Consider the following 21544-nt stretch of genomic DNA (forward strand, 5'->3'; position numbering starts at 1 on the left):
TGAAATACTCCCCTGCATTCGCCCTGAATCTTCAAGCCAGCATGAGCCGCGGAACCGGCTCTGCCGGGCCGCAGGCGCAGTCCCCTGCAAGGGGAAATGGGCTACACGTAGTGAGCCCGATAGGGGTGTGCCATTTTCGGCTTTGCCGGGCCGCAGGCGGGCGGCCCCCTCGGGGGCAGCGACTCACACGAAGCGGGGGAGCGTGGGGGCCACATCCCTAGGCTATAATCAAGGGCTTTTCAAAACACAGCTTCGCCCGAGCGCAGACAAAGCAAACACCCTCACAAAAGCAGCCAACTAAGGCAGCCAGCAAGAGTCTCCCAGAGACGTTTCTTGTGCACGCTTGGGCGAACCGTAACCAACCCGGAGAACCCAGTGCTTTTGTCTCTACAGGGATCACGCGAAAAATCCCCACACGCCATACTGGCGCTCGCAGACGGCACGGTCTTTATCGGCAATTCCATTGGAGCCGCAGGCTCCACAGTCGGCGAGGTGGTGTTCAACACCGCCATGACCGGCTACCAGGAAATCCTCACGGATCCGAGCTACTGCCAGCAGATCGTCACCCTCACGTACCCACACATCGGCAACTACGGCATCAATGCCGAAGACGTCGAGGCTGAAAAAGTCCACGCCGCCGGCCTGATCATCAAGGACCTGCCGCTGCTGGCCTCGAACTTCCGCATGACCATGACCTTGTCCGAATACCTGGTCAAGGAAAACACCGTCGCCATCGCCGGCATAGACACCCGCCAGCTCACACGCCACCTGCGTACCAAGGGCGCGCAAAACGGGTGCATCCTGGCTTTGCCCGCCGGCGAAGCGGTGAGCCAGCCAGCGATCGAAAAAGCCGTCGCTGCTGCCCGCGGCGCGCCCAGCATGGCCGGCCTGGACCTGGCCAAGGTCGTCTCGGTCAAGCAAACCTACGAATGGACGCAGACCGAGTGGAAACTCGGCGCGGGTTACGGCGTGCAGATCACGCCCAAATTCCATGTCGTGGCTTTCGACTTCGGCGTGAAGAAAAACATCCTGCGCATGATGGCCGAGCGCGGCGCGCGCATCACAGTGGTGCCGGCGCAAACGCCTGCAGCCGATGTGCTCAAGCTCAAACCCGATGGCATCTTCCTGGCCAACGGCCCGGGCGACCCTGAGCCATGTGACTACGCGATTAAGGCGGTGCGTGAACTGATCGAAACCGGCATTCCGACTTTCGGCATTTGCCTGGGACACCAGATCATGGCGCTGGCCAGTGGTGCCAAGACCTTCAAGATGAAGTTTGGCCACCACGGTGCCAACCACCCGGTGAAAGACCTGGACAACGGCCGGGTCAGCATCACCAGCCAGAACCACGGTTTTGCGGTCGATGAAAAAAGCCTGCCCGCCAACCTGCGGCCCACGCACATCAGCCTGTTTGACGGCACGCTGCAAGGCCTGGCCCGCACCGACAAGCCGGCGTTCTGCTTCCAGGGCCACCCTGAGGCATCGCCCGGCCCGCACGATATTTCATACTTGTTTGACCGTTTCACCGCGCTGATGGAACAGGCCGGGGAGAAGAAGAATGCCTAAGCGCACAGACATCAAGAGCGTCCTCATCATCGGCGCCGGTCCCATCATCATCGGCCAGGCCTGCGAATTCGACTACTCCGGCGTGCAAGCCTGCAAGGCGCTGCGCGAAGAGGGCTACAAGGTCATCCTGATCAACAGCAACCCCGCCACGATCATGACCGACCCGGCCACCGCCGATGTGACCTACATCGAGCCCATCACCTGGCAGACGGTTGAAAAGATCATCGCCAAGGAACGCCCCGACGCCATCCTGCCGACCATGGGCGGGCAGACCGCGCTCAATTGCGCGCTGGACCTCTGGCACAACGGTGTGCTTGACAAGTACAAGGTCGAGCTGATTGGCGCCAAGCCCGAAGCCATCGACAAGGCCGAAGACCGCCTGAAGTTCAAGGACGCGATGACCAAGATCGGACTGGGCTCGGCCCGCTCCGGCATCGCCCACAGCATGGACGAAGCCTGGGCTGTCCAGAAGACCGTGGGCTTCCCCACCGTGATCCGCCCCAGCTTCACGCTGGGCGGCACGGGCGGCGGTATTGCTTACAACTCCGAAGAGTTCGAAGTCATCTGCAAACGCGGCCTCGAAGCCTCGCCGACCAACGAGCTGCTGATTGAAGAGTCGCTGCTCGGCTGGAAAGAGTACGAGATGGAAGTCGTGCGCGACACCGCCGACAACTGCATCATCGTCTGCTCGATTGAAAACCTGGACCCGATGGGCGTGCACACCGGCGACTCGATCACCGTGGCGCCCGCCCAGACGCTGACCGACAAGGAATACCAGATCCTGCGCAACGCCTCGCTGGCGGTGCTGCGCGAAATCGGTGTGGACACCGGCGGCTCCAACGTGCAGTTCTCCATCAATCCGGTCGACGGCCGTATGGTGGTGATCGAAATGAACCCACGCGTGTCGCGCTCCTCCGCACTGGCCTCCAAGGCCACGGGTTTCCCGATCGCCAAGGTCGCGGCCAAGTTGGCCGTGGGCTACACGCTCGACGAATTGCGCAACGAAATCACCGGTGGTGCAACGCCTGCGAGCTTCGAGCCCAGCATTGATTACGTTGTCACCAAGATTCCGCGTTTTGCGTTTGAGAAATTCCCGGCCGCTGATTCGCGCCTGACCACGCAGATGAAATCGGTGGGCGAGGTGATGGCCATGGGCCGCACCTTCCAGGAGTCCTTCCAGAAAGCCTTGCGCGGCCTGGAAGTCGGCGTGGACGGCATGAACGAGAAGACCCAGGACCGCGAAGTGCTCGAGAAAGAGCTAGGCGCGCCCGGCCCTGACCGCATCTGGTACGTGGGCGATGCCTTTGCGCAAGGCATGAGCGTCGATGAAGTGTTTGCACTCACCAAGATCGACCCCTGGTTCCTGGTGCAGATCGAGCAGATCGTCAAGATCGAGCTTGAGCTCGAAACCACTTCACTCGACAAGATTGATGCCGTCACGCTGCGCGCGCTGAAGCAAAAAGGCTTCTCCGACCGCCGCCTGGCCAAGCAGCTCAAGACCACCGATACGGCCATCCGTGAAAAACGCCGCGCGCTGGGCGTGCGTCCGGTTTACAAACGCGTGGACACCTGCGCCGCCGAGTTTGCGACCAACACCGCTTACATGTATTCGACCTACGAGGCCGAAGGCAGCGAGTGCGAAGCCGCACCCACCGACAAGAAAAAGATCATGGTGCTGGGCGGCGGGCCCAACCGCATCGGGCAGGGTATTGAGTTTGACTACTGCTGCGTGCACGCGGCGCTGGCCATGCGCGAAGATGGTTACGAGACCATCATGGTCAACTGCAATCCCGAAACGGTTTCCACCGACTACGACACCTCGGATCGCCTCTATTTCGAACCGCTGACACTTGAAGACGTGCTCGAAATCGTCGACAAGGAAAAGCCACTGGGCGTGATCGTCCAGTACGGCGGCCAGACCCCCTTGAAGCTGGCGCTGGACCTTGAAGCCAACGGCGTGCCCATCATCGGCACCTCGCCTGACATGATCGATGCGGCAGAAGATCGCGAGCGCTTTCAGAAGTTGCTGCATGAGTTGAAGCTGCGCCAGCCGCCCAACGCCACAGCCCGCACCGAACCCGAAGCGCTTGAAAAAGCCGCGGCGCTGGGCTACCCATTGGTAGTGCGTCCAAGCTACGTGCTGGGCGGCCGCGCGATGGAAATCGTTCATGAGCAGCGCGATCTTGAGCGCTACATGCGCGAGGCCGTCAAGGTCAGCCATGATTCGCCCGTGCTGCTTGATCGTTTCCTGAACGACGCGATCGAGTGCGACGTCGATTGCCTGCGCGACCCCGAAGGCCGTACCTTCATCGGTGGCGTGATGGAGCACATCGAGCAGGCCGGCGTGCACAGCGGTGACTCCGCATGCTCGTTGCCGCCGTACTCGCTGAGTGCCGAAACGGTGACGGAAATCAAACGCCAGACCGCCGCCATGGCCGAAGCGTTGACAGTGGTGGGGCTGATGAACGTGCAGTTCGCCATCCAGAACATCGATGGCAAGGACGTGATCTACGTGCTGGAAGTCAACCCTCGCGCCTCGCGCACCGTGCCATTTGTCAGCAAGGCTACCGGCATCCAGCTGGCCAAGGTGGCCGCACGCTGCATGGTTGGCCAGTCGCTGGCATCGCAGGGGATCAAGGACGAAGTGACCCCGCCTTATTTCAGCGTCAAGGAAGCGGTGTTTCCTTTCGTTAAATTCCCTGGCGTAGACACGATTCTCGGCCCCGAGATGAAGTCCACCGGCGAAGTCATGGGCGTGGGAAAAACGTTCGGCGAAGCTTTCGTGAAGTCGCAGCTGGGCGCCGGCACCAAGCTGCCGACGTCGGGCAAGGTGTTTCTCACCGTCAAGAACAACGACAAACCACGTGCCGTGGAAGTCGCGCGCAAGCTGGCGGCCCTGAAGTTTGAAATCGTCGCCACCAAAGGCACCGCGGCGGCCATTCAGGCAGCGGGCATTGCCTGCGCTGTGGTCAACAAGGTGACCGAAGGGCGGCCGCACGTGGTGGACATGATCAAGAACAACGAGATCGTCCTGGTGATCAACACGGTGGAAGAGCGGCGCAATGCCATCACCGATTCGCGGCAGATTCGTACTTCAGCGCTGCTGGCCCGCGTGACGACCTACACCACCATTGCCGGCGCTGAAGCCGCAGTGGAGGGCATGAAGTACCTGGACAACCTGAATGTTTATTCAGTACAGGAACTGCACGCCCAGCTGGCCTGATAGTCGGGTTTTGCCGGGGGTTTCCCGGGCTATTTCCAGATTGAGCCAGACCTGATTTGCATTAAACTTGTTTGATTGAAATTTTGAGTTCGAGCGCCGCCGCCAGGTGACTGGTGGCGGTTTCGCTTTTGCAGGARCAAAAAACATGGCAACCATCCCCATCACCAAGCGCGGCGCAGAAAGCCTGAAGGCCGAGCTGCACCAGCTGAAAACCGTTGACCGCCCCTGGGTCATCAATTCCATTTCCGAAGCGCGTGCCCAGGGCGACCTGAGCGAAAACGCCGAGTACGACGCCGCCAAAGACCGCCAGGGTTTTATCGAGGGCCGCATCCAGGAAATCGAAGGCAAGCTGTCTGCCGCGCAAATCATCGATCCCTCCGCACTGGACGCTGGCGGCAAGGTCGTGTTCGGCTCAACCATCGAGCTGGAAGATGAAGACACCGGCGACAAGGTCACCTATCAGATCGTTGGTGAAGACGAGGCCGACATCAAGGCCGGCCGGGTCAATATCAGCTCGCCGATCGCACGTGCATTGATCGGCAAGGACGAAGGCGATACGGCTGAAGTCCAGGCTCCAGGCGGCCTCAAGCGCTATGAAATTATCTCGGTGATGTACATCTAAATCCAGATCTCACAGTCATGAAGCAACGCTTCAATGTGATGGTGGCAGCCCTCTGGTGGGGCAGCCTGACCGGTTTGGGATTTGTCGTGGTCCCCATGCTGTTCGCCAATTTGGGATCACCCGCGGTGGCTGGTGCCATGGCCGCCAAGCTCTTTACCGCACAAACCTGGCTGAGCACGGGCTGTGCGATGTTCCTGTTGCTGATTCTTAATAAAAAAGACGATCCAGCCCTGGCGTGGCAAGCGCAAGCAGCTATCAAATTCATAGTGGCCGGTTTGCTGCTGGCCCTGCTGGTGGAGTTCGGGGTTGCGCCGCGTATCATCAGCGCACGCGCCGAAGGCGGCAATCTCAAGCTCTGGCATGGCCTGGGCACCGCCTTCTATGTGGTGCAGTGGCTGTGCGCCGGCCTGGCGCTGTGGCGCCTGAGTCGCTCGACGGTAACCGAAATCACCTGAGTTTCGCCGGCAAGCAGGGGCCGCGGGACCGGCTCTGCCGGACCGCAGGCGCAGCGGCCCCCTCTCGTGATGAAAGGGGCAGGGAGATGCCGCAGGCTACACGGAGTGAGCGACCGTGGGGGCCATTTCCGCGGCTTCCAGCGTATTGACCAGCAGCATGGTGATGGTCATGGGGCCGACACCGCCGGGTACCGGTGTGATGTAGCCCGCTACTTCCTTTACGCCCGAAAAATCCACATCACCGCAGAGTTTGCCTTCGTCGTTGCGGTTCATGCCCACGTCGATCACGACGGCGCCCGGTTTGACCATGTCGGCCGTCAATACGTTTCGCTTGCCGACTGCCGCCACGATCACGTCGGCCTGCAGCGTCATGGCCTTGAGGTCTTTGGTTGCGCTGTGGCAGATGGTGACGGTGGCGTTCTTTTGCAGCAGCATCAGCGCCATCGGCTTGCCGACAATGTTGCTGCGGCCGATGACCACGGCATGCTTGCCTTTGAGGTCGTAGCCGATGCTTTCCAGCATCTTCATGCAGCCGTATGGCGTACAGGGCCAGAAGCCAGGCTGGCCGACCATGAGCGCGCCTGCGCTGGCGACGTGAAACCCGTCAACGTCTTTTGCGGGCGAGATCGATTCGATGACTTTTTGCGCATCGATATGCGCCGGTAGCGGCAATTGCACCAGGATGCCGTGGATGGCCGGGTCGTTGTTGAGCGCCTCTACCCGTGCCAGCAGGTCAGCTTCACTCAGGGTGGCAGGGTATTGCTCAAGCACCGAATGCAGGCCGTTGTCTTCGCAGGCCTTGACCTTGTTGCGCACGTAGACCTGGCTGGCCGGGTTTTCACCCACCAGCACCACGGCCAGGCCCGGTGTGATGCCGCGAGCGCGCAGGGCGGCGGCGCGTTGGGCGACTTCAGCGCGCAGTTGTTTGGAGAGGGCGTTTCCGTCGATCAGCTGGGCAGTCATTTTTATCGATTTTTCAAGTAAAAACGCCCGCAAATCCAATCATCACGGGCGCAAGCAGCTATCAAAAAGATAGCGAAAGGAGGTCAACCCTTGGGTGCGTTGGATCCGAGGGCTATTTTGAGCAGGTCGGCCACGGTATTGGCGTTGAGCTTTTCCATGATGTTGGCGCGGTGCGCTTCTACCGTCTTGATGCTGATGCCCAGGTCGTCGGCAATCTGCTTGTTGAGGCGGCCGGCCACGATGCGCTCGAGCACCTGCGCTTCGCGCGAGGTGAGCTTGGCGAGCAGGGCGTCGCGGCTGGCAGATTGCTGGTAGTCGCTGAAGGCTTCCTTGGCCTGCTCAAGCATGCGTTCGACCAGGTTGACCAGGGCTTCTTCCTGGAAAGGCTTCTGGATGAAATCCATGGCGCCTTTTTTCATGGTGTTGACCGCCATGGGTACGTCGCCGTGGCCGGTAATGAACACGATGGGGAGCGGTGACTTGCGTTCGACCAGGCGGTCCTGCAATTCGAGGCCCGTCATGCCGCCCATGCGGATGTCGACTATCAGGCAGGCGACTTCACGCGGGTCGTAGCGGGAGAGAAAGGTTTCGGCCGAGTCGTAGCAGCGGACCCGGTAGTCCTTGCCTTCGAGCAGCCACTGCAGGGAGTCGCGCACGCCCTCGTCATCATCAACGACGTAGACGGTACCTTTTTTGGGAATCAAGCTCATGCCAAACTTTCTTTCGTGAACTTCTCGAAAAGACGGTTCTTGAAGGGGTTTCAATGAACGCCGGTATCCTTGGTTGCTATGGTATCGCTAGCAGGCACCACCGGTGCCAGCAGGGGCGTCACGGGGATCCAGAAGGTAAACCGGCACCCCACCACTTCGTCCCCATTGTAGAGGTTCTGGGCCTCCATTCTTCCCTGGTGGGACTCGACAATACTGCGGCAGAGTTTGAGGCCTATGCCCATGCCTTCGGCCTTGGTCGAATAGAAGGCTTCATACAGCCGGCCCATGACTTCAGGCGACAGGCCGCGCCCCGTATCGAGCACCGAAAACTCCACCACGGCCTGGTCTTCAATCTGCTTGGGCACCACGCGCAATTCGACGCTGCGCCGCGCCGTCGGCAGGTGCGCCTGTTCAATCGACTCAGCCGCGTTTTTCATCAGGTTGATCAGCACCTGCTCGATCAGGATGGGGTCCACCATGATGTCGGGCAGGCGGGCGGCGATGTAGTGGCTGAGCCGCACGTGATGGCGCCGCAGCTCGATGTCGGCCAGCTCCATCGCATTGCTCACGATAGTCGCCACGTCGGCGGAGCTGCGGTTGGGCTCGCTGCGTTTGACGAAGGACCGTATGCGCTGGATGATCTGCCCGGCGCGGTGCGCCTGTTTGGCGGTTTTCTCCAACGCCACCAGCAGGTCTTCGTTGCTGATCTGCTGGCCCTTGATGCGCGACACCATGCCGTTGCAATAATTGTTGATGGCCGTCAGCGGCTGGTTAAGCTCGTGCGCCACGCTGGAGGCCATTTCCCCCATGGTGATCAGGCGGCTCGCAGTCTGGGCCCGCTCGTTCTGCTGGGCCGCCTGCTCTTCGGCATGGCGCCGCGGTGTGATGTCGGTGGCAATCACCATCTGGGCCAGGCGGCCGTCCACCCACGTGAGGTAACGCGAGCGAACCTCCAGCCACTTGCTGAGTTCGGGCACAAAAATTTCGGCGTTTTCCGTCTGTGCCGCCGTCAGCGTGTCAGTCGGGAGACCCGCCAGGCCATCGACTGCATCCAGCGCATCTTCGGTGGGTACGGCTGAAGGCACGCCGGCTTGCGCGATCAGGTTCAGGTGGCCGGAAACTTCACCGCCAAACCACGAACGGTACAGCTTGTTGGCAAACAGCAGCTCTTCACTGCCCAGCGGCGCCACGGACACGGCCGCGTCCAGCCCCTCAAGTACCGTGGTGAAACGTTCGTAAGAAGCTGTGAGTTCTTCGCGAATGCGCTTGGGCTCGGTGATGTCCGTCATGGACGTCATCCAGCCGGTTTGCTGGCCGCGCGGATCAATCAGCGGCGAGACATACATGCGAGCGTCAAAAATCTGGCCGTTCTTGCGCTTGACGCGCACCTCGAAACCACCGGGCGGCGTGCGGCCGTGCAGTTCATCGTCCAGCCGCTGCATCAGGGTCTCGATCTCGCCTTCCGGCCAATGCGGGAAGGGCGGCGTACGGCCCACCAGGTCGCCTTCAGTGAGGCCCGTCATCTGGCAAAACGCCGGGTTCACATAGGTGATGCGGCCCTGCAGGTCCAGCGCGCGCATGCCGGTCAGCATGGAGTTCTCCATCGCGCGGCGAAAGTTGGTTTCGGAAATCAGCGCCTGCTGGGCCTGCACACGGCGGCGCGTATGGCGCCAGGTGCCCAGCAGCATCCACACCGTCAGTGCGCTCAGGGCGCTGACCAGCCAGAAAAAGCCGCTGCCCACCACGCCCAGTGAGGCCCGATAGCCTTCCGCACGAATCAGCAGGCCGTTGCCCACCGGTGAAACCGGTATTTCATATTCGGCGGCGGCATCGGTCCAGGGCAAAAGCCGGGCCGCGGGGTTGCGGGGCGGCGGGAGGTTGCCCGCCAGCACCGTGTTTTTGTCGTCGATCAGCGTGACCGCATATTTGGCCGTCACGTCCGTCGGTACGCCAAAGCGCAGCAGCCCGTCGATGGAGTATTCGCCCATGATGACGCCGGCAAATTTCCCCTGGTCATCGAGCGGCACCTGCAACTGCAGGGTAGGGGTGTTGTAGCCGCTGGCTTCCTTGGTCACCAGCGGGCGCGAATACACGGGTTGCCGCAGGTCTCTTGCCAGGTCATAGGTGCCGTCTGTTTCGCCGACCTTGAGTTGCTCGCCGGCGCCGCGCAGCTGGCTGGCATTGGCGCTGGGCGATACATAAGCCACCTTGATCCGCCGCCGGCTGTCCACCCAGGTGACTGCCATGAGTTCGGGGTACTGGTTGACCAGGGATTCGGCCTGCGAGATGAATTCTTCCGTGTCCACTTCCTTGTTGGAGACATCCCGCCCGATGCGCATGAGCTGCTCCTGGCGCTCCAGCAGGCGCAGGCGCAGGCGTTGCTGGGCGTATTCCACATCGCGCTTGACGGCCTGCTGTTCCCGGTCGATTTCTTCGATGCGCAGGTAACCGAAGGCTGCGATCACGGCTGCCAGAAACAGTACCACGGCCAGCAGGGGACCCAAGGTGATGAAACGGTCCTGGCGCGACGGCGACTGCTTGCGCCACCACCGCCTCCACAGGGCAAAGGTGGCGGAGTTCGCCATCGTGTCGGCGGGGGCAGGTGCTTGCTGGGTCATAGGGATGGTGCAGTTTAAGTGAGATGCCCCTCTGTGGTCAGGGTTGACCCTGATCTTTTAATGTGAGGTTGCGGGCTGCGCTGTTGCATCGCTGGTTTCGGTAAAGCAGCCGGTATTTGCCAGGGGCATTTCCCCGCAGGAATCGATTTGCTGAATTTCCATGAAATTTCTTAATGTGAAATCAATAGGCACTATTTGAAATTTAACAAATATTGTGAGAAACTAGACGCTTGAATCTAATTTGCGTTTAAAACACGCTTAGGCGCAATTGGACACAGGCTCCGCGCACAGCCCGACAAGAGGCTGTATTGCGGATTAACAAAGCTTTATCAGGCTACTCAGGAGACAAAAAATGGCTGCCATTCCGAACCAAGCGGGCGACAACTTGCGCGCTGCCGCCAACGACGCGCTGGACAAGGACACCCAGGAAACCCGCGAATGGATGGACGCCCTGTCCGCCGTCATCGAAAGTGAAGGTCCCGAGCGCGCCCACTTTCTGCTCGAGCAACTCCTTGAGCACGCCCGCCAGAAAAGCATCGACATGCCTTTTTCGGCCAATACGGGCTATGTCAACACCATTGAAACCGACCACGAAGAGCGTTCCCCCGGCAACCTCGAGATTGAAGAACGCCTTCGCGCCTACATGCGCTGGAACGCCATGGCCATGGTCGTCAAGGCCAACCGCCTGCACCCCGCTGATGGCGGCGACCTGGGTGGCCACATCGGCTCCTTCGCCTCGCTGGCCAGCCTGTTCGGCGCCGGCTTCAACCATTTCTGGCACGCCGAGAGCGCTGAACCGGGTAAAGAGCACGGCGGTGACTGCCTTTACATCCAGGGCCATGTATCGCCAGGTGTCTATGCCCGCGCTTACCTTGAAGGCCGCCTGACCGAAGAGCAGCTGCTCAACTTCCGTCAAGAGGTCGACGGCAAGGGCCTGTCCAGCTACCCGCATCCCAAGCTCATGCCCGAGTTCTGGCAGTTCCCCACCGTCTCCATGGGCCTCGGCCCACTGATGGCGATTTACCAGGCGCGTTTCCTCAAATACCTGCACGCCCGAGGCATTGCCAACACCGAAAACCGCAAGGTCTGGGTCTTCTGCGGCGACGGCGAGATGGATGAGGTCGAATCCATGGGCGCCATCGGCCTGGCTGCGCGCGAAAAGCTCGACAACCTCGTCTTTGTCATCAACTGCAACCTGCAGCGCCTCGACGGCCCTGTGCGCGGCAATGGCAAGATCATCCAGGAGCTCGAAGGTGAGTTCCGCGGTGCCGGCTGGAACGTCATCAAGCTCATCTGGGGCAGCAACTGGGATCCGCTGCTGGCCCGCGACAAGGATGGCGCGCTGCGCAAGGTCATGATGGACACGGTGGACGGCGACTACCAGGCCATGAAGGCCAACGACGGCGCCTTCGTCCGCAAGCATTTCTTCGGCAAGGACCCACGCACGCTCGAGATGGTCGCCAAGATGAGCGACGACGACATCTGGAACCTGCGCCGCGGCGGCCACGACTCGCAAAAGGTCTATGCGGCATTCCACGCGGCCGTCAAGCACGAGGGCCAACCCACCGTCCTGCTGATCAAGACGGTCAAGGGCTTCGGCATGGGCAAGATTGGTGAAGGCAAGAACAACGTCCACCAGACCAAAAAACTGGCCGACGAAGACATCAAGGCTTTCCGCGACCGCTTCAATATCCCGATTCCCGACAGCCAGCTCGCCGACATCCCGTTTTACAAGCCGGCCGACGACACGCCCGAGATGCGTTACCTGCACGAGCGCCGCAAGGCCCTTGGCGGCTACCTGCCGCATCGTCGCGTCAAGGCCGACGAGCAGTTCACCGTGCCGGCCCTGGAGACCTTCAAGTCGGTGATCGAACCCACGGCCGAAGGCCGCGAAATTTCGACCACGCAGGCTTATGTGCGTTTTCTCACGCAACTGCTGCGCGACCAGGCCCTGGGCCCGCGCGTGGTGCCCATCCTGGTAGATGAAGCCCGCACCTTCGGCATGGAAGGCCTGTTCCGCCAGATCGGTATCTACAACCCTGACGGCCAGCAATACACGCCGGTCGATAAAGACCAGGTCATGTACTACAAGGAAGACAAGCAAGGCCAGATCCTGCAGGAAGGCATCAACGAAGCCGGTGGCATGAGCAGCTGGATCGCAGCCGCCACCTCGTACAGCACCAACAACCGGATCATGATCCCGTTCTATGTGTACTACTCGATGTTCGGCTTCCAGCGTGTCGGCGACCTGGCCTGGGCGGCCGGCGACATGCAGGCGCGCGGTTTCCTGCTGGGCGGCACCTCGGGCCGCACCACGCTGAATGGCGAAGGCCTGCAGCACGAAGACGGCCACAGCCACATCCTGGCCGGCACCATCCCCAACTGCATCAGCTACGACCCGACCTTTGCGCATGAAGTCGGCGTCATCCTGCACCATGGCCTCAAGCGCATGGTCGAAAAGCAGGACAACGTGTATTTCTACCTCACGCTGCTGAACGAAAACTATGCGATGCCCGGCCTCAAGCCCGGCACCGAAGAGCAGATCATCAAGGGCATGTACCTCTGCAAAGAGGGCGCCAAGCTCACGCCGCGCGTGCAACTGCTCGGCTCCGGCACCATCCTGCGCGAGTCCATTGCCGCGCAGGAGCTGCTTGAAAAAGAGTGGGGCGTTGCCGCCAACGTGTGGAGCTGCCCGAGCTTCAACGAACTGGCCCGTGACGGCCAGGACTGCGAACGCTGGAACCTGCTGCATCCGACCGACAAACAGCGTGTGCCGTTTGTGGCCGAGCAGCTCGAAAAGCACACCGGCCCAGTGGTCGCATCCACCGACTACATGAAGGCCTATGCCGAGCAGATTCGCTCCTTCGTACCCAAGGGCCGTACCTACAAGGTGCTGGGCACCGACGGGTTTGGCCGCAGTGACTTCCGCAGCAAGCTGCGTGAGCACTTCGAGATCAACCGCCACTACATCGTCGTGGCGGCGCTCAAGGCGCTCAGCGAAGAGGGCACCGTGCCGGCGGCCAAGGTCGCCGAGGCCATCAAAAAGTACGGCATCAACGCCGACAAGATCAATCCGCTTTACGCTTGAGTTAAAACCCTGACGTAGCACCTGTAGCAACCGGAGACAAGAATATGGCAGTGGTAGACATTCAAGTTCCTGATATCGGGGATTTCGACGAAGTGACGGTGATTGAGCTGATGGTCAAGCCCGGCGATACCGTGAAGGCGGAGCAGTCGCTGATCACCGTGGAGTCCGACAAGGCCTCCATGGAAATCCCCTCCAGCCACGCGGGTGTGGTGAAGGAGCTMAAGGTCAAGCTCGACGACAAGGTCAAGCAGGGCTCCGTGGTCCTGACGCTGGAAGTGTCCGGCGCCGAAGCCGCTCCGGCTTCAACAGAAAAACCGGCTGCAGCGCCCGCTGCGCCTGCGCAAGCAGCTAGCAAATCTGTAGCGGCGTCGGCACCTGCACCTGTAGCGGCCCCTGCTGCTTCCGGTCCGGTGGAAGTCCGTGTGCCCGATATCGGCGACTTCAAGGACGTGTCTGTCATTGAAGTCCTGGTCAAACCCGGCGACACCATCAAGGCCGAGCAGTCGCTGATCACGGTGGAATCCGACAAGGCCTCGATGGAAATCCCGTCGTCTGCCGCAGGTGTGCTGAAAGAACTCAAGGTCAAGATGGGCGACGTCGTCAACATCGGCGACCTGCTGGCCATCCTGGAAGGTTCTGCGGCTGTGAGCGCATCGCCTGCGCCCGCGCCAGCCCCCGCTGCAGCGCCTGCCGCAGCATCTGCTGTTGCCCCTGCGCCGGCAACGTCATCTGCTCCAGCGAGCCAGCCGGCCCACAACCCCACCACCGCACCGCAGGGCAACCTGCCGCATGCCTCACCCTCGGTGCGCAAATTCGCACGCGAGCTCGGCGTGCCGCTGGCAGAAGTCAAAGGCACCGGCCCCAAAGGCCGCATCACGCAAGACGACATCCAGGGCTTCACCAAATCGGTGATGGACGGCAGCGTTCGCACCCAGGCGCAGGCCGCCAAAGCGCCCGCATCTTCGGGCGGCGGCGCAGGGCTCGATTTGCTGCCATGGCCCAAAGTCGACTTCACCAAGTTCGGCCCGGTCGAGCGCAAAGACATGTCGCGCATCAAGAAGATCAGCGGTGCCAACCTGTTGCGCAACTACGTGATGATCCCGCACGTCACCAACCATGACGATGCCGACATCACCGAACTGGAAGCCTTCCGCGTTTCGACCAACAAGGAAAACGAAAAGGCGGGCCTCAAAGTCACCATGCTGGCTTTCCTGATCAAGGCCAGTGTTGCGGCCCTGAAGAAATACCCCGAGTTCAATGCCTCGCTCGACGGCGACCAGATCGTCTACAAGCAGTATTACCACATCGGTTTTGCTGCCGACACGCCCAACGGGCTGGTCGTTCCCGTGCTGAAAGACGCCGACAAAAAAGGCGTGCTGCAGATCAGCCAGGAAATGGGCGAGCTGGCCAAGAAGGCGCGTGACGGTAAATTGACGCCAGCCGAAATGCAGGGCGCCAGCTTCACCATCTCTTCACTGGGCGGCATCGGCGGGCGTTACTTCACCCCCATCATCAACGCGCCGGAAGTCGCCATCCTCGGCGTGTCCAAGAGCCAGATGGAGCCGGTCTGGGACGGCAAGGCCTTCCAGCCGCGCCTGATGCTGCCGATGTCTTTGGCCTGGGATCACCGGGTGATCGACGGCGCAGGCGCTGCGCGCTTTAACGCTTACCTGGGCCAAATCCTCGCCGACTTCCGCCGCGTCCTCCTCTAAACGGGGCGGAACCATGACAACACTTGTAGTCGTCAAAAAGGCGGGGCAGGTTGCCATCGCTGCCGACACGTTGGTGACCTTCGGCGACACCAGCCTGGGCCACCGGTTTGAAGCCAACAGCAAGATCTTCAAGGTCGACACGCCTGCCGGCATGAGTTACGTGGGCATGGCCGGTACGGTGGCGCATTTTCCGGTGCTGCGCAAGGCCATGGCGGCCTTGCCCAAAGAGCAGCTCAAGTTGGGTTCGCGCGACGAGGTGTTCGACACCTTCGTCAAGCTGCATCCCATGCTGAAGGAAACGTTTTTCCTGCAGACCAAGGAAGACGACAACGATCCCTACGAGTCCAGCCAGTTCACCGTGGTCATTGCCAATGCCAGCGGCATTTACGGCCTCTACAGCTACCGTGAAGTCTTTGAGTTCAAGGAATTCTGGGGCATTGGCTCAGGCCGCAGCTTTGCGCTCGGCGCCATGCATGCCGCCTGGGACAAGGCCAAGACCGCGCGCGAAGTGGCCATGGCCGGCCTGAACGCGGGTTGCGAGTTCGACAAGAACTCCGCCGGGCCCGTCGACATATTCACCCTTAAATTGAAAGCCTCCAAATGAGTGCATCCCCTGTGATCGACATCAAGGTACCGGACATCGGCGACTTCGACGAAGTGTCCGTCATTGAAGTGCTGGTCAAGCCCGGCGACACCATCAAGGCCGAACAGAGCCTGATCACCGTTGAAAGCGACAAGGCCTCGATGGAAATCCCGTCTTCGTCGGCCGGCGTGGTCAAGGACATCAAGGTCAAGGTGGGCGACAAGGTCAAGCAAGGCTCCGTCGTGCTGACGCTGGAAAGCACCGGTGCTGCCGCTGCGACCGCCACAGATGCGGCACAAAAACAGGCTGCAGCGCCCGCAGCACCTGCGCAAGCAGCTCCTAAAACTGTAGCGAGCCCTGCCGCCGCATCTGCCCCGGTTGCCGCCAGCTTCACCGGTTCGGCCGACCTGGACTGCGACGTGCTTGTGCTGGGCGCCGGCCCCGGCGGCTATTCCGCCGCCTTCCGTGCCGCCGATCTGGGCCTGAAGGTTGTGCTGGTAGAGCGTTACGCCACGCTGGGTGGCGTCTGCCTGAATGTCGGCTGCATTCCTTCCAAAGCCTTGCTGCATGTGGCCGCCGTGATGGACGAGGTCAAGCATTTCGACAGCCTGGGCGTGAGTTTTGGCGAACCCAAGCTCGACATCAACAAATTACGCACCCACAAGGAAAAGGTCGTCGGCAAGCTCACCGGCGGGCTGACGGCCATGGCCAAGATGCGCAAGGTCACCGTCGTGCGTGGCCTGGGCCAGTTCGTCGGTGCCCATCACCTGCAGGTTGAAGAAACCAGCGGCGCCGAAGGCCAGGAGAAAACCGGCAAGAGCCAGACCATTGCGTTCAAGAACTGCATTATTGCCGCTGGTTCGCAAGCTGTACGCCTGCCTTTCATGCCAAACGATCCCCGCGTGGTGGACAGCACCGGCGCGCTGGCACTCAAAGAGGTGCCAAAGCGCATGCTGATCCTGGGCGGCGGCATCATCGGCCTCGAGATGGGCACGGTGTATTCCACACTGGGCGCACGCCTGGACGTGGTCGAAATGATGGACGGCCTGATGCAGGGTGCCGACCGCGACCTCGTCAAGGTCTGGCAAAAAATGAACGCGCCGCGTTTTGACAACATCATGCTCAAAACCAAAACGGTGGGCGCCAAGGCAACCAAGGCAGGCATCGAAGTCACGTTTGAGTCCGCGGAAGCTGGCGGCAGCGCCCCGGCCCCGCAGACCTATGACCTGGTGTTGCAAGCCGTGGGCCGGACACCCAATGGCAAGAAGCTGGCTGCCGAAAAAGCCGGAATCACAGTCTCCGACCGCGGCTTCATTCCGGTCGACATCCAGATGCGCACCAACGTGCCGCACATCTTCGCCATCGGCGACATCGTGGGCCAGCCCATGCTGGCGCACAAGGCCGTGCACGAAGCGCATGTGGCTGCCGAAGTCATTGCGGGTGAACTGCAAGGCAACAAGGAACTGGCCAGCGCCGCCTTTAACGCCCGCGTGATCCCCAGCGTGGCTTACACCGACCCCGAAGTCGCATGGGTCGGCCTCACCGAAGACCAGGCCAAGGCCGAAGGCATCAAGGTCAAGAAGGGCCTGTTCCCCTGGACAGCGTCCGGACGCGCCATCGCCAACGGCCGCGACGAAGGCTTCACCAAGCTGCTGTTTGACGACAGTCCCGAAGCGCATGGCCACGGCAGGATCCTGGGCGGCGGCATTGTCGGCACGCATGCCGGCGACATGATCGGCGAGATCGCACTGGCCATCGAGATGGGTGCGGACGCCGTCGACATCGGCAAGACCATACACCCGCACCCAACGCTGGGCGAAAGTATCGGCATGGCGGCGGAAGTGGCGCACGGCAGTTGCACCGATTTGCCGCCAACGCGAAAGTAACGCTGAAAAGTTGCCAGAGGCGCTACTAAAGTCAGTAGCCGGCCGCGCAGACACCGCAAGGGTTGCGCGGTTTTTTTTATGGGTTGAGTTTGAACGCAGTCCTGAGAGAGCCTTGCCCAACCCAAGGCCTGCGTGTAGCTGACGCCTTGCATGCGTTGGTGCGGCGTATCACCGATCTTCAAGGGAAAAGTGCCTCTAGCCCTTTCCAGATAAGCGCAAGCAGCTATTGAATTGATAGCGAAGTTCGCCCTCTTGGTGGACATTTTTTTTGACATGCGCGGGCCGTGTAGACGTATACCAAAAGCATTCCCTGTTGTTTTGGCGCCTTCACAGCGCTGGACAACAACTCGTTGTCAAGGGCAAGCCATTAGAATTTCGACGACGCCAGCATTCCAAGTGTTGCGAGCGGGACGCGATTCGTTGCTGCCTGTCCGCGCCATGGGGTACCCCCATGGTTTTTTTGTACTTTGCGATTTCGGCGCGTGAGCGGACTGCGCATTCTGCGCACCCAGCTCACGCATGACCTGCTGGTTGGGATGCCGGCGTCAACCCAATTCCATGCGCGAAGCCAGCTTCCGACATTTGATTGCACGCGGCCTGGCTCGCGCACTGCTCGCCGACGCGGACAAGGCGGGCGGCACCACCTTGCGAGCTCTTCAGGCCAGGGCTGCCGCGGCCATCGGGCAACGCCCCGCGTGGCTTCGGGAACTGCTTGAACCGCTGTCTCTGTTGTCGGCCATCACCTGGCAAAAATTTGACGTCACTTCGCTGGCACGGCGGATGGAGGCATCGCATGCCTTTGATCTGGCCTTTCGGGAGGAGGGCGACGACGAAGACGAAGACGGGGAGCCCAATGACTCCAGGGAGCCGCAAGCCTCGCAACCGGATGATGACCGGGATGACCCCGAGCCGGAAAGGCCACCGCGCATTCGCCGGTTGATCCTGCGACCGGCGGTGATGCGCCCCCGGCCGTTGGGGCTGGAAGCTTGCGTCTTGCCCGACATCCCTACGGATGCCGATCTGGCGCGCTGGCTCCAGCTCTCCCGCGAGCAACTGCGCTGGCTGGCCCCGGCGACGCCGGCAGTTGTCGAGCATTACCGTTACGGCCTGCAGCCCAAGCAGACAGGTGGCCTGCGTTTGCTGGAGACGCCCAAGGCAGAACTCAAGCGTGTGCAACGTCACATCCTGCATACGCTGCTCAGTCAGGTGCCGGTGCATGAAGCCGCGCACGGCTTTACCGTCGGCCGCTCAGTCAAAACCCATGCGGCAGCTCACGTCGGGCAAGCCGTGGTCATCCGTTTTGACTTGCAGGATTTCTTTGGCAGCGTAGGGGCAGCCCAGGTCAATGCCGTCTGGCGCACGCTGGGTTACCCCGAAGGTGTGGCGCGAAGTCTCACCGCGCTCTGCACACACCGTACGGCGGGGATGGTGATCGAGCGTCTGCGCGACGATGGCGGGCTTGACTGGATGGGTGCCAAGCGCCTTGGTTCCGCGCATTTGCCGCAAGGCGCGCCCACCTCCCCGGCGCTGGCCAACCTCTGCGCTTTCAATCTCGATTTGCGGCTTGAGGGATTGGCCTGGGTGTTCGGCGCGAGCTATACGCGCTACGCCGATGACCTGGTATTTTCAGGCCCCGAGTCGCTGCGACGGCAGTTTCGCGCCTTGCACGCCTGGGTTGCAGAGATCGTTCGCGATGAAGGCTTTACCCTCCATCCGGACAAGACGCGTTGCCTGCCGCGGCATCAGCGGCAGCGCGTGAGCGGAGTTGTGGTCAACGTTCACCCGAACGTGCCGCGTGATGATTTCGATCGGCTTAAAGCGTGTTTGCATCAAAGCGTGTTGCACGGGCCGGCGTCGCAAAATAAAAACCGGCTTGCCGACTTTCGCTCGCACCTGCTGGGCCGGATCGGTTGGGTCGGGCAATTCAGCCTGGCGCGGCAGGCGAGACTCATGCGCCTGTTTGAGCAGATCAACTGGTCGACCTGACGGCTGCGAGGGCCGCGGAAGCGGCGCACCGCAGTTGTACGAATTTGCCGCCGGCGCGCGGCTCTAGCGCGGGGACGGCATGAGCCGTTCCTGAATCAGCTTCAGGGCGTCCGGCGAAACGCTCTCTTCGCCGCGGAAGGGGTTATCCATCGCGGCGATGAAAAACAGCATCAAGCCGACAAAAGTCGCCAGGATGCCCGACAGCACAAGGTGTAGCGCCAGCCGGTCCATGGAAAACAGCCACAGCAGCGAAAAGTTCAGCGCCGCACCCAGACATACCACCCACCACAGCACACCCGAGAGGGAGGTGCTGACGCTCTGCAGGCGCGCATACCGGGCCTCCAGAAAGCTGTTGAATTGCCGCAGTGTTTCGGCATGCAGGATTTCCTGGGTCCGGTTGGCAGGGGCAAATGACAGCAGCTTTTGATGAAGGTCTGAAACGCGCGTGGTGCCGCCAGCATGCAGCCGTCCTTGCCGCTGCTCGGGCCAGGCTTCGACGATCAGAAAGCGTACGTAGTCCCTCATCTGGCCCTCCAGGGTGGCGCGCGCAGGCTCCGGATAGTTCGACAGATCACGGTACAGCGCCGCAATGGCGGTGGCCTCCTTGCCCACGGCTTTTTCTGCATCCGCGAAGTTCTGGTAGGTGGCAACCGCGATCAGGCCCAGCATCAGCCCATAGAACACCCCATAAGCCGAAAGAAAGTAGCTGACAAATTCATTGGCGTCCGGCTGCGGGCCCACCCACTTGCGCACCAGCGGCCGCAGCAGAAGCAGGCCACCCCACGTGTAGGCCAGGCAGACGGCGCAAAAAAGCAGCGCCAGCATCCAGTTGGGTATGTCGTAAATCCAGTAGAACATGGCGCCTGCCCCTTTTTTTATGTCGAACCCCCACCCCGATGCGGATGATAACCACGGTTGCATGCCGGAAGCTTTCGGTCCGGCGGTCCCGGCAAATGCGGGGCAGTGCTGCGGCAGGGATTGAATACCCGAAATGTTGAAGGGAGAGTTGGGTGAAAGGCCTGTAAATAGTGCGCAAACTGCTATCAATTTAATAGCTAACTCGCTTTGCGTGAACCTCAGGCCGTACACCGGGCGACTCCAGCGCTGTGCCTTTCGCGCGGACATTCAGCTCAAGCTCCACCAGCTCCTGCGCGTAATAAGCAAAAGCCTCTGCCCGCGCTCCGGCATGCACACGAGCGCCTCTTTCAGGGGCCGCTCACGCGGCCATCTGTACGGCGTGCCGGAAGATATCGCCCGGCGTGCTCATCCAGACCTGGCCCCGGTCACGTGCGGAGGCGACATGCTGAAGCGCGCGCCGCAGGTGGCGCAGGCGGTAAGGCTGGCCGACGATGTAGGGGTGCAGTGCAATGCCCATCACCAGTGGTGCTGAACCGCTGGCCTGCGATTGCTCCAGCATCTCATCAAGCTGATCGATGATCAGCTGCGCAAAGTCTTTGCCGTCCATCTGACGCGCAATGATCATCGGGATGTCATTGAGTTCCTGCGGGTAAGGCACAGCCCACAAAGCCTTTCCGCTGCGGGTGCGCATTGGCAGCGGCTGGTCGTCGTGGCACCAGTTCAGGGTGTAGCCATAGCCGCTTTCAGCGAGCAGGTCAGGGGTATGCAGGCTTTCCGAAATCCACGGTGAAAGCCACCCGGCGGGGGACTGGCCGCTCTCCTGTTGCATGCGTGTGCGGCACTGCACCAGCAGGCTGCTTTCGTCCGCTTCACTCATGGCGGCCTGGCGTTCGGCGTTGGTGTGGCCATGGCCGACCAGTTCATCGCCGCGCGCTACGCAGGCAGCCACCAGCTCGGGGCAGTGGTCATACAGTGCGGTGTTGATCAGGGCGGCCGCCGGCAGGCCCAGGCTGTCAAACAGCTCGAGGCAGCGCCAGCTGCCCACGCGGTTTCCGTACTCGCGCCAGCTGTAGTTCAGGACATCCGGCTGCGGGCTGGCCGGGCCGATGGTGGCACCCATGCCCTCGCCGAAGGCAAAGTGCTCGATGTTGAAACCCAGGTAGACAGCCAGACCAGCACCGTTGGGCCAGCGATAAGGTTTGCGCTGGTTGATCGCCTGGTAGTCAAAGCGATTGTGCGTCGGCAGGGCGCCGCTGTAGCTTGCCGCCATCAGC

The 21544-nt window shown here is 61.3% G+C and carries 14 protein-coding genes; 9 read left to right on the forward strand and 5 right to left on the reverse strand.

The features are described 5' to 3' along the window. Nucleotides 1–375: 375 nt before the first annotated feature. The 4 genes from carA to AC1DY9_RS04130 all read left to right on the forward strand — a co-directional run bounded on the left by carA (nt 376) and on the right by AC1DY9_RS04130 (nt 5866). Nucleotides 376–1566, forward strand: coding sequence for a glutamine-hydrolyzing carbamoyl-phosphate synthase small subunit (gene carA / locus AC1DY9_RS04115; RefSeq protein WP_477665854.1), 1191 nt, complete (start codon nt 376–378; stop codon nt 1564–1566). Then, a complete protein-coding gene (gene carB / locus AC1DY9_RS04120) occupies nt 1559–4789 on the forward strand; it encodes a carbamoyl-phosphate synthase large subunit (protein WP_477665855.1) in 3231 nt (1076 codons plus the stop codon). Before carA ends, carB begins: the two co-directional genes overlap by 8 nt. 145 nt (nt 4790–4934) lie before the next feature. Next, on the forward strand, nt 4935–5411 hold the full coding sequence (greA, locus tag AC1DY9_RS04125) for a transcription elongation factor GreA (RefSeq protein ID WP_477665856.1): 477 nt from the start codon (nt 4935–4937) through the stop codon (nt 5409–5411). 17 nt (nt 5412–5428) lie between these two features. Beyond that, a complete protein-coding gene (locus AC1DY9_RS04130; protein ID WP_477665857.1) occupies nt 5429–5866 on the forward strand; it encodes a DUF4149 domain-containing protein in 438 nt (145 codons plus the stop codon). A gap of 96 nt (nt 5867–5962) precedes the next feature. Here AC1DY9_RS04130 and folD read toward each other — a convergent pair whose 3' ends face one another. From folD to AC1DY9_RS04145, 3 genes are all read right to left on the reverse strand, one after another. Continuing rightward, complete coding sequence (folD, locus tag AC1DY9_RS04135) at nt 5963–6829, reverse strand: bifunctional methylenetetrahydrofolate dehydrogenase/methenyltetrahydrofolate cyclohydrolase FolD (RefSeq protein WP_477665858.1); 867 nt, start codon at nt 6827–6829, stop codon at nt 5963–5965. A gap of 83 nt (nt 6830–6912) precedes the next feature. Continuing rightward, entirely contained in the window at nt 6913–7539 is a 627-nt protein-coding gene (locus tag AC1DY9_RS04140; protein ID WP_348047552.1) for a response regulator transcription factor, read from the reverse strand. Nucleotides 7540–7589: 50 nt separating this feature from the next. Further along, nucleotides 7590–10157 (reverse strand): PAS domain S-box protein, encoded by a 2568-nt coding sequence (locus AC1DY9_RS04145; protein WP_477665859.1) that lies wholly within the window; start codon nt 10155–10157, stop codon nt 7590–7592. 352 nt (nt 10158–10509) lie between these two features. On the opposite strand from AC1DY9_RS04145, the gene aceE reads away from it, so the two are divergent. The 5 genes from aceE (at nt 10510) to AC1DY9_RS04170 (ending at nt 19412) form a co-directional block, all read left to right on the forward strand. Further along, nucleotides 10510–13245 carry a pyruvate dehydrogenase (acetyl-transferring), homodimeric type gene (aceE, locus tag AC1DY9_RS04150; protein ID WP_477665860.1) on the forward strand — a complete coding sequence of 912 codons (2736 nt, stop codon included), beginning with the start codon at nt 10510–10512 and terminating at the stop codon, nt 13243–13245. 44 nt (nt 13246–13289) lie between these two features. Beyond that, the gene (gene aceF, locus AC1DY9_RS04155; protein WP_477665861.1) at nt 13290–14957 is read left to right on the forward strand and encodes a dihydrolipoyllysine-residue acetyltransferase; all 1668 of its coding nucleotides are present in this window, start codon (nt 13290–13292) and stop codon (nt 14955–14957) included. Nucleotides 14958–14970: 13 nt separating this feature from the next. Beyond that, nucleotides 14971–15561, forward strand: a complete 591-nt coding sequence (locus tag AC1DY9_RS04160; protein WP_457280579.1) for an Ntn hydrolase family protein — start codon at nt 14971–14973, stop codon at nt 15559–15561. Then, complete coding sequence (gene lpdA, locus AC1DY9_RS04165) at nt 15558–17426, forward strand: dihydrolipoyl dehydrogenase (RefSeq protein ID WP_477665862.1); 1869 nt, start codon at nt 15558–15560, stop codon at nt 17424–17426. Before AC1DY9_RS04160 ends, lpdA begins: the two co-directional genes overlap by 4 nt. A gap of 558 nt (nt 17427–17984) precedes the next feature. Next, on the forward strand, nt 17985–19412 hold the full coding sequence (locus AC1DY9_RS04170) for a reverse transcriptase family protein (protein ID WP_457280581.1): 1428 nt from the start codon (nt 17985–17987) through the stop codon (nt 19410–19412). A 63-nt stretch (nt 19413–19475) separates the two neighbouring features. Here AC1DY9_RS04170 and AC1DY9_RS04175 read toward each other — a convergent pair whose 3' ends face one another. Continuing rightward, nucleotides 19476–20270: a bestrophin-like domain gene (locus AC1DY9_RS04175; RefSeq protein WP_457280582.1), complete on the reverse strand. Its 795-nt coding sequence runs from the start codon at nt 20268–20270 to the stop codon at nt 19476–19478. Nucleotides 20271–20628: 358 nt separating this feature from the next. Beyond that, nucleotides 20629–21540, reverse strand: a complete 912-nt coding sequence (locus AC1DY9_RS04180) for a polysaccharide deacetylase family protein (RefSeq protein ID WP_457280583.1) — start codon at nt 21538–21540, stop codon at nt 20629–20631. Nucleotides 21541–21544: the final 4 nt, after the last annotated feature.

This window comes from Polaromonas sp. P1_F6, from assembly GCF_056405695.1.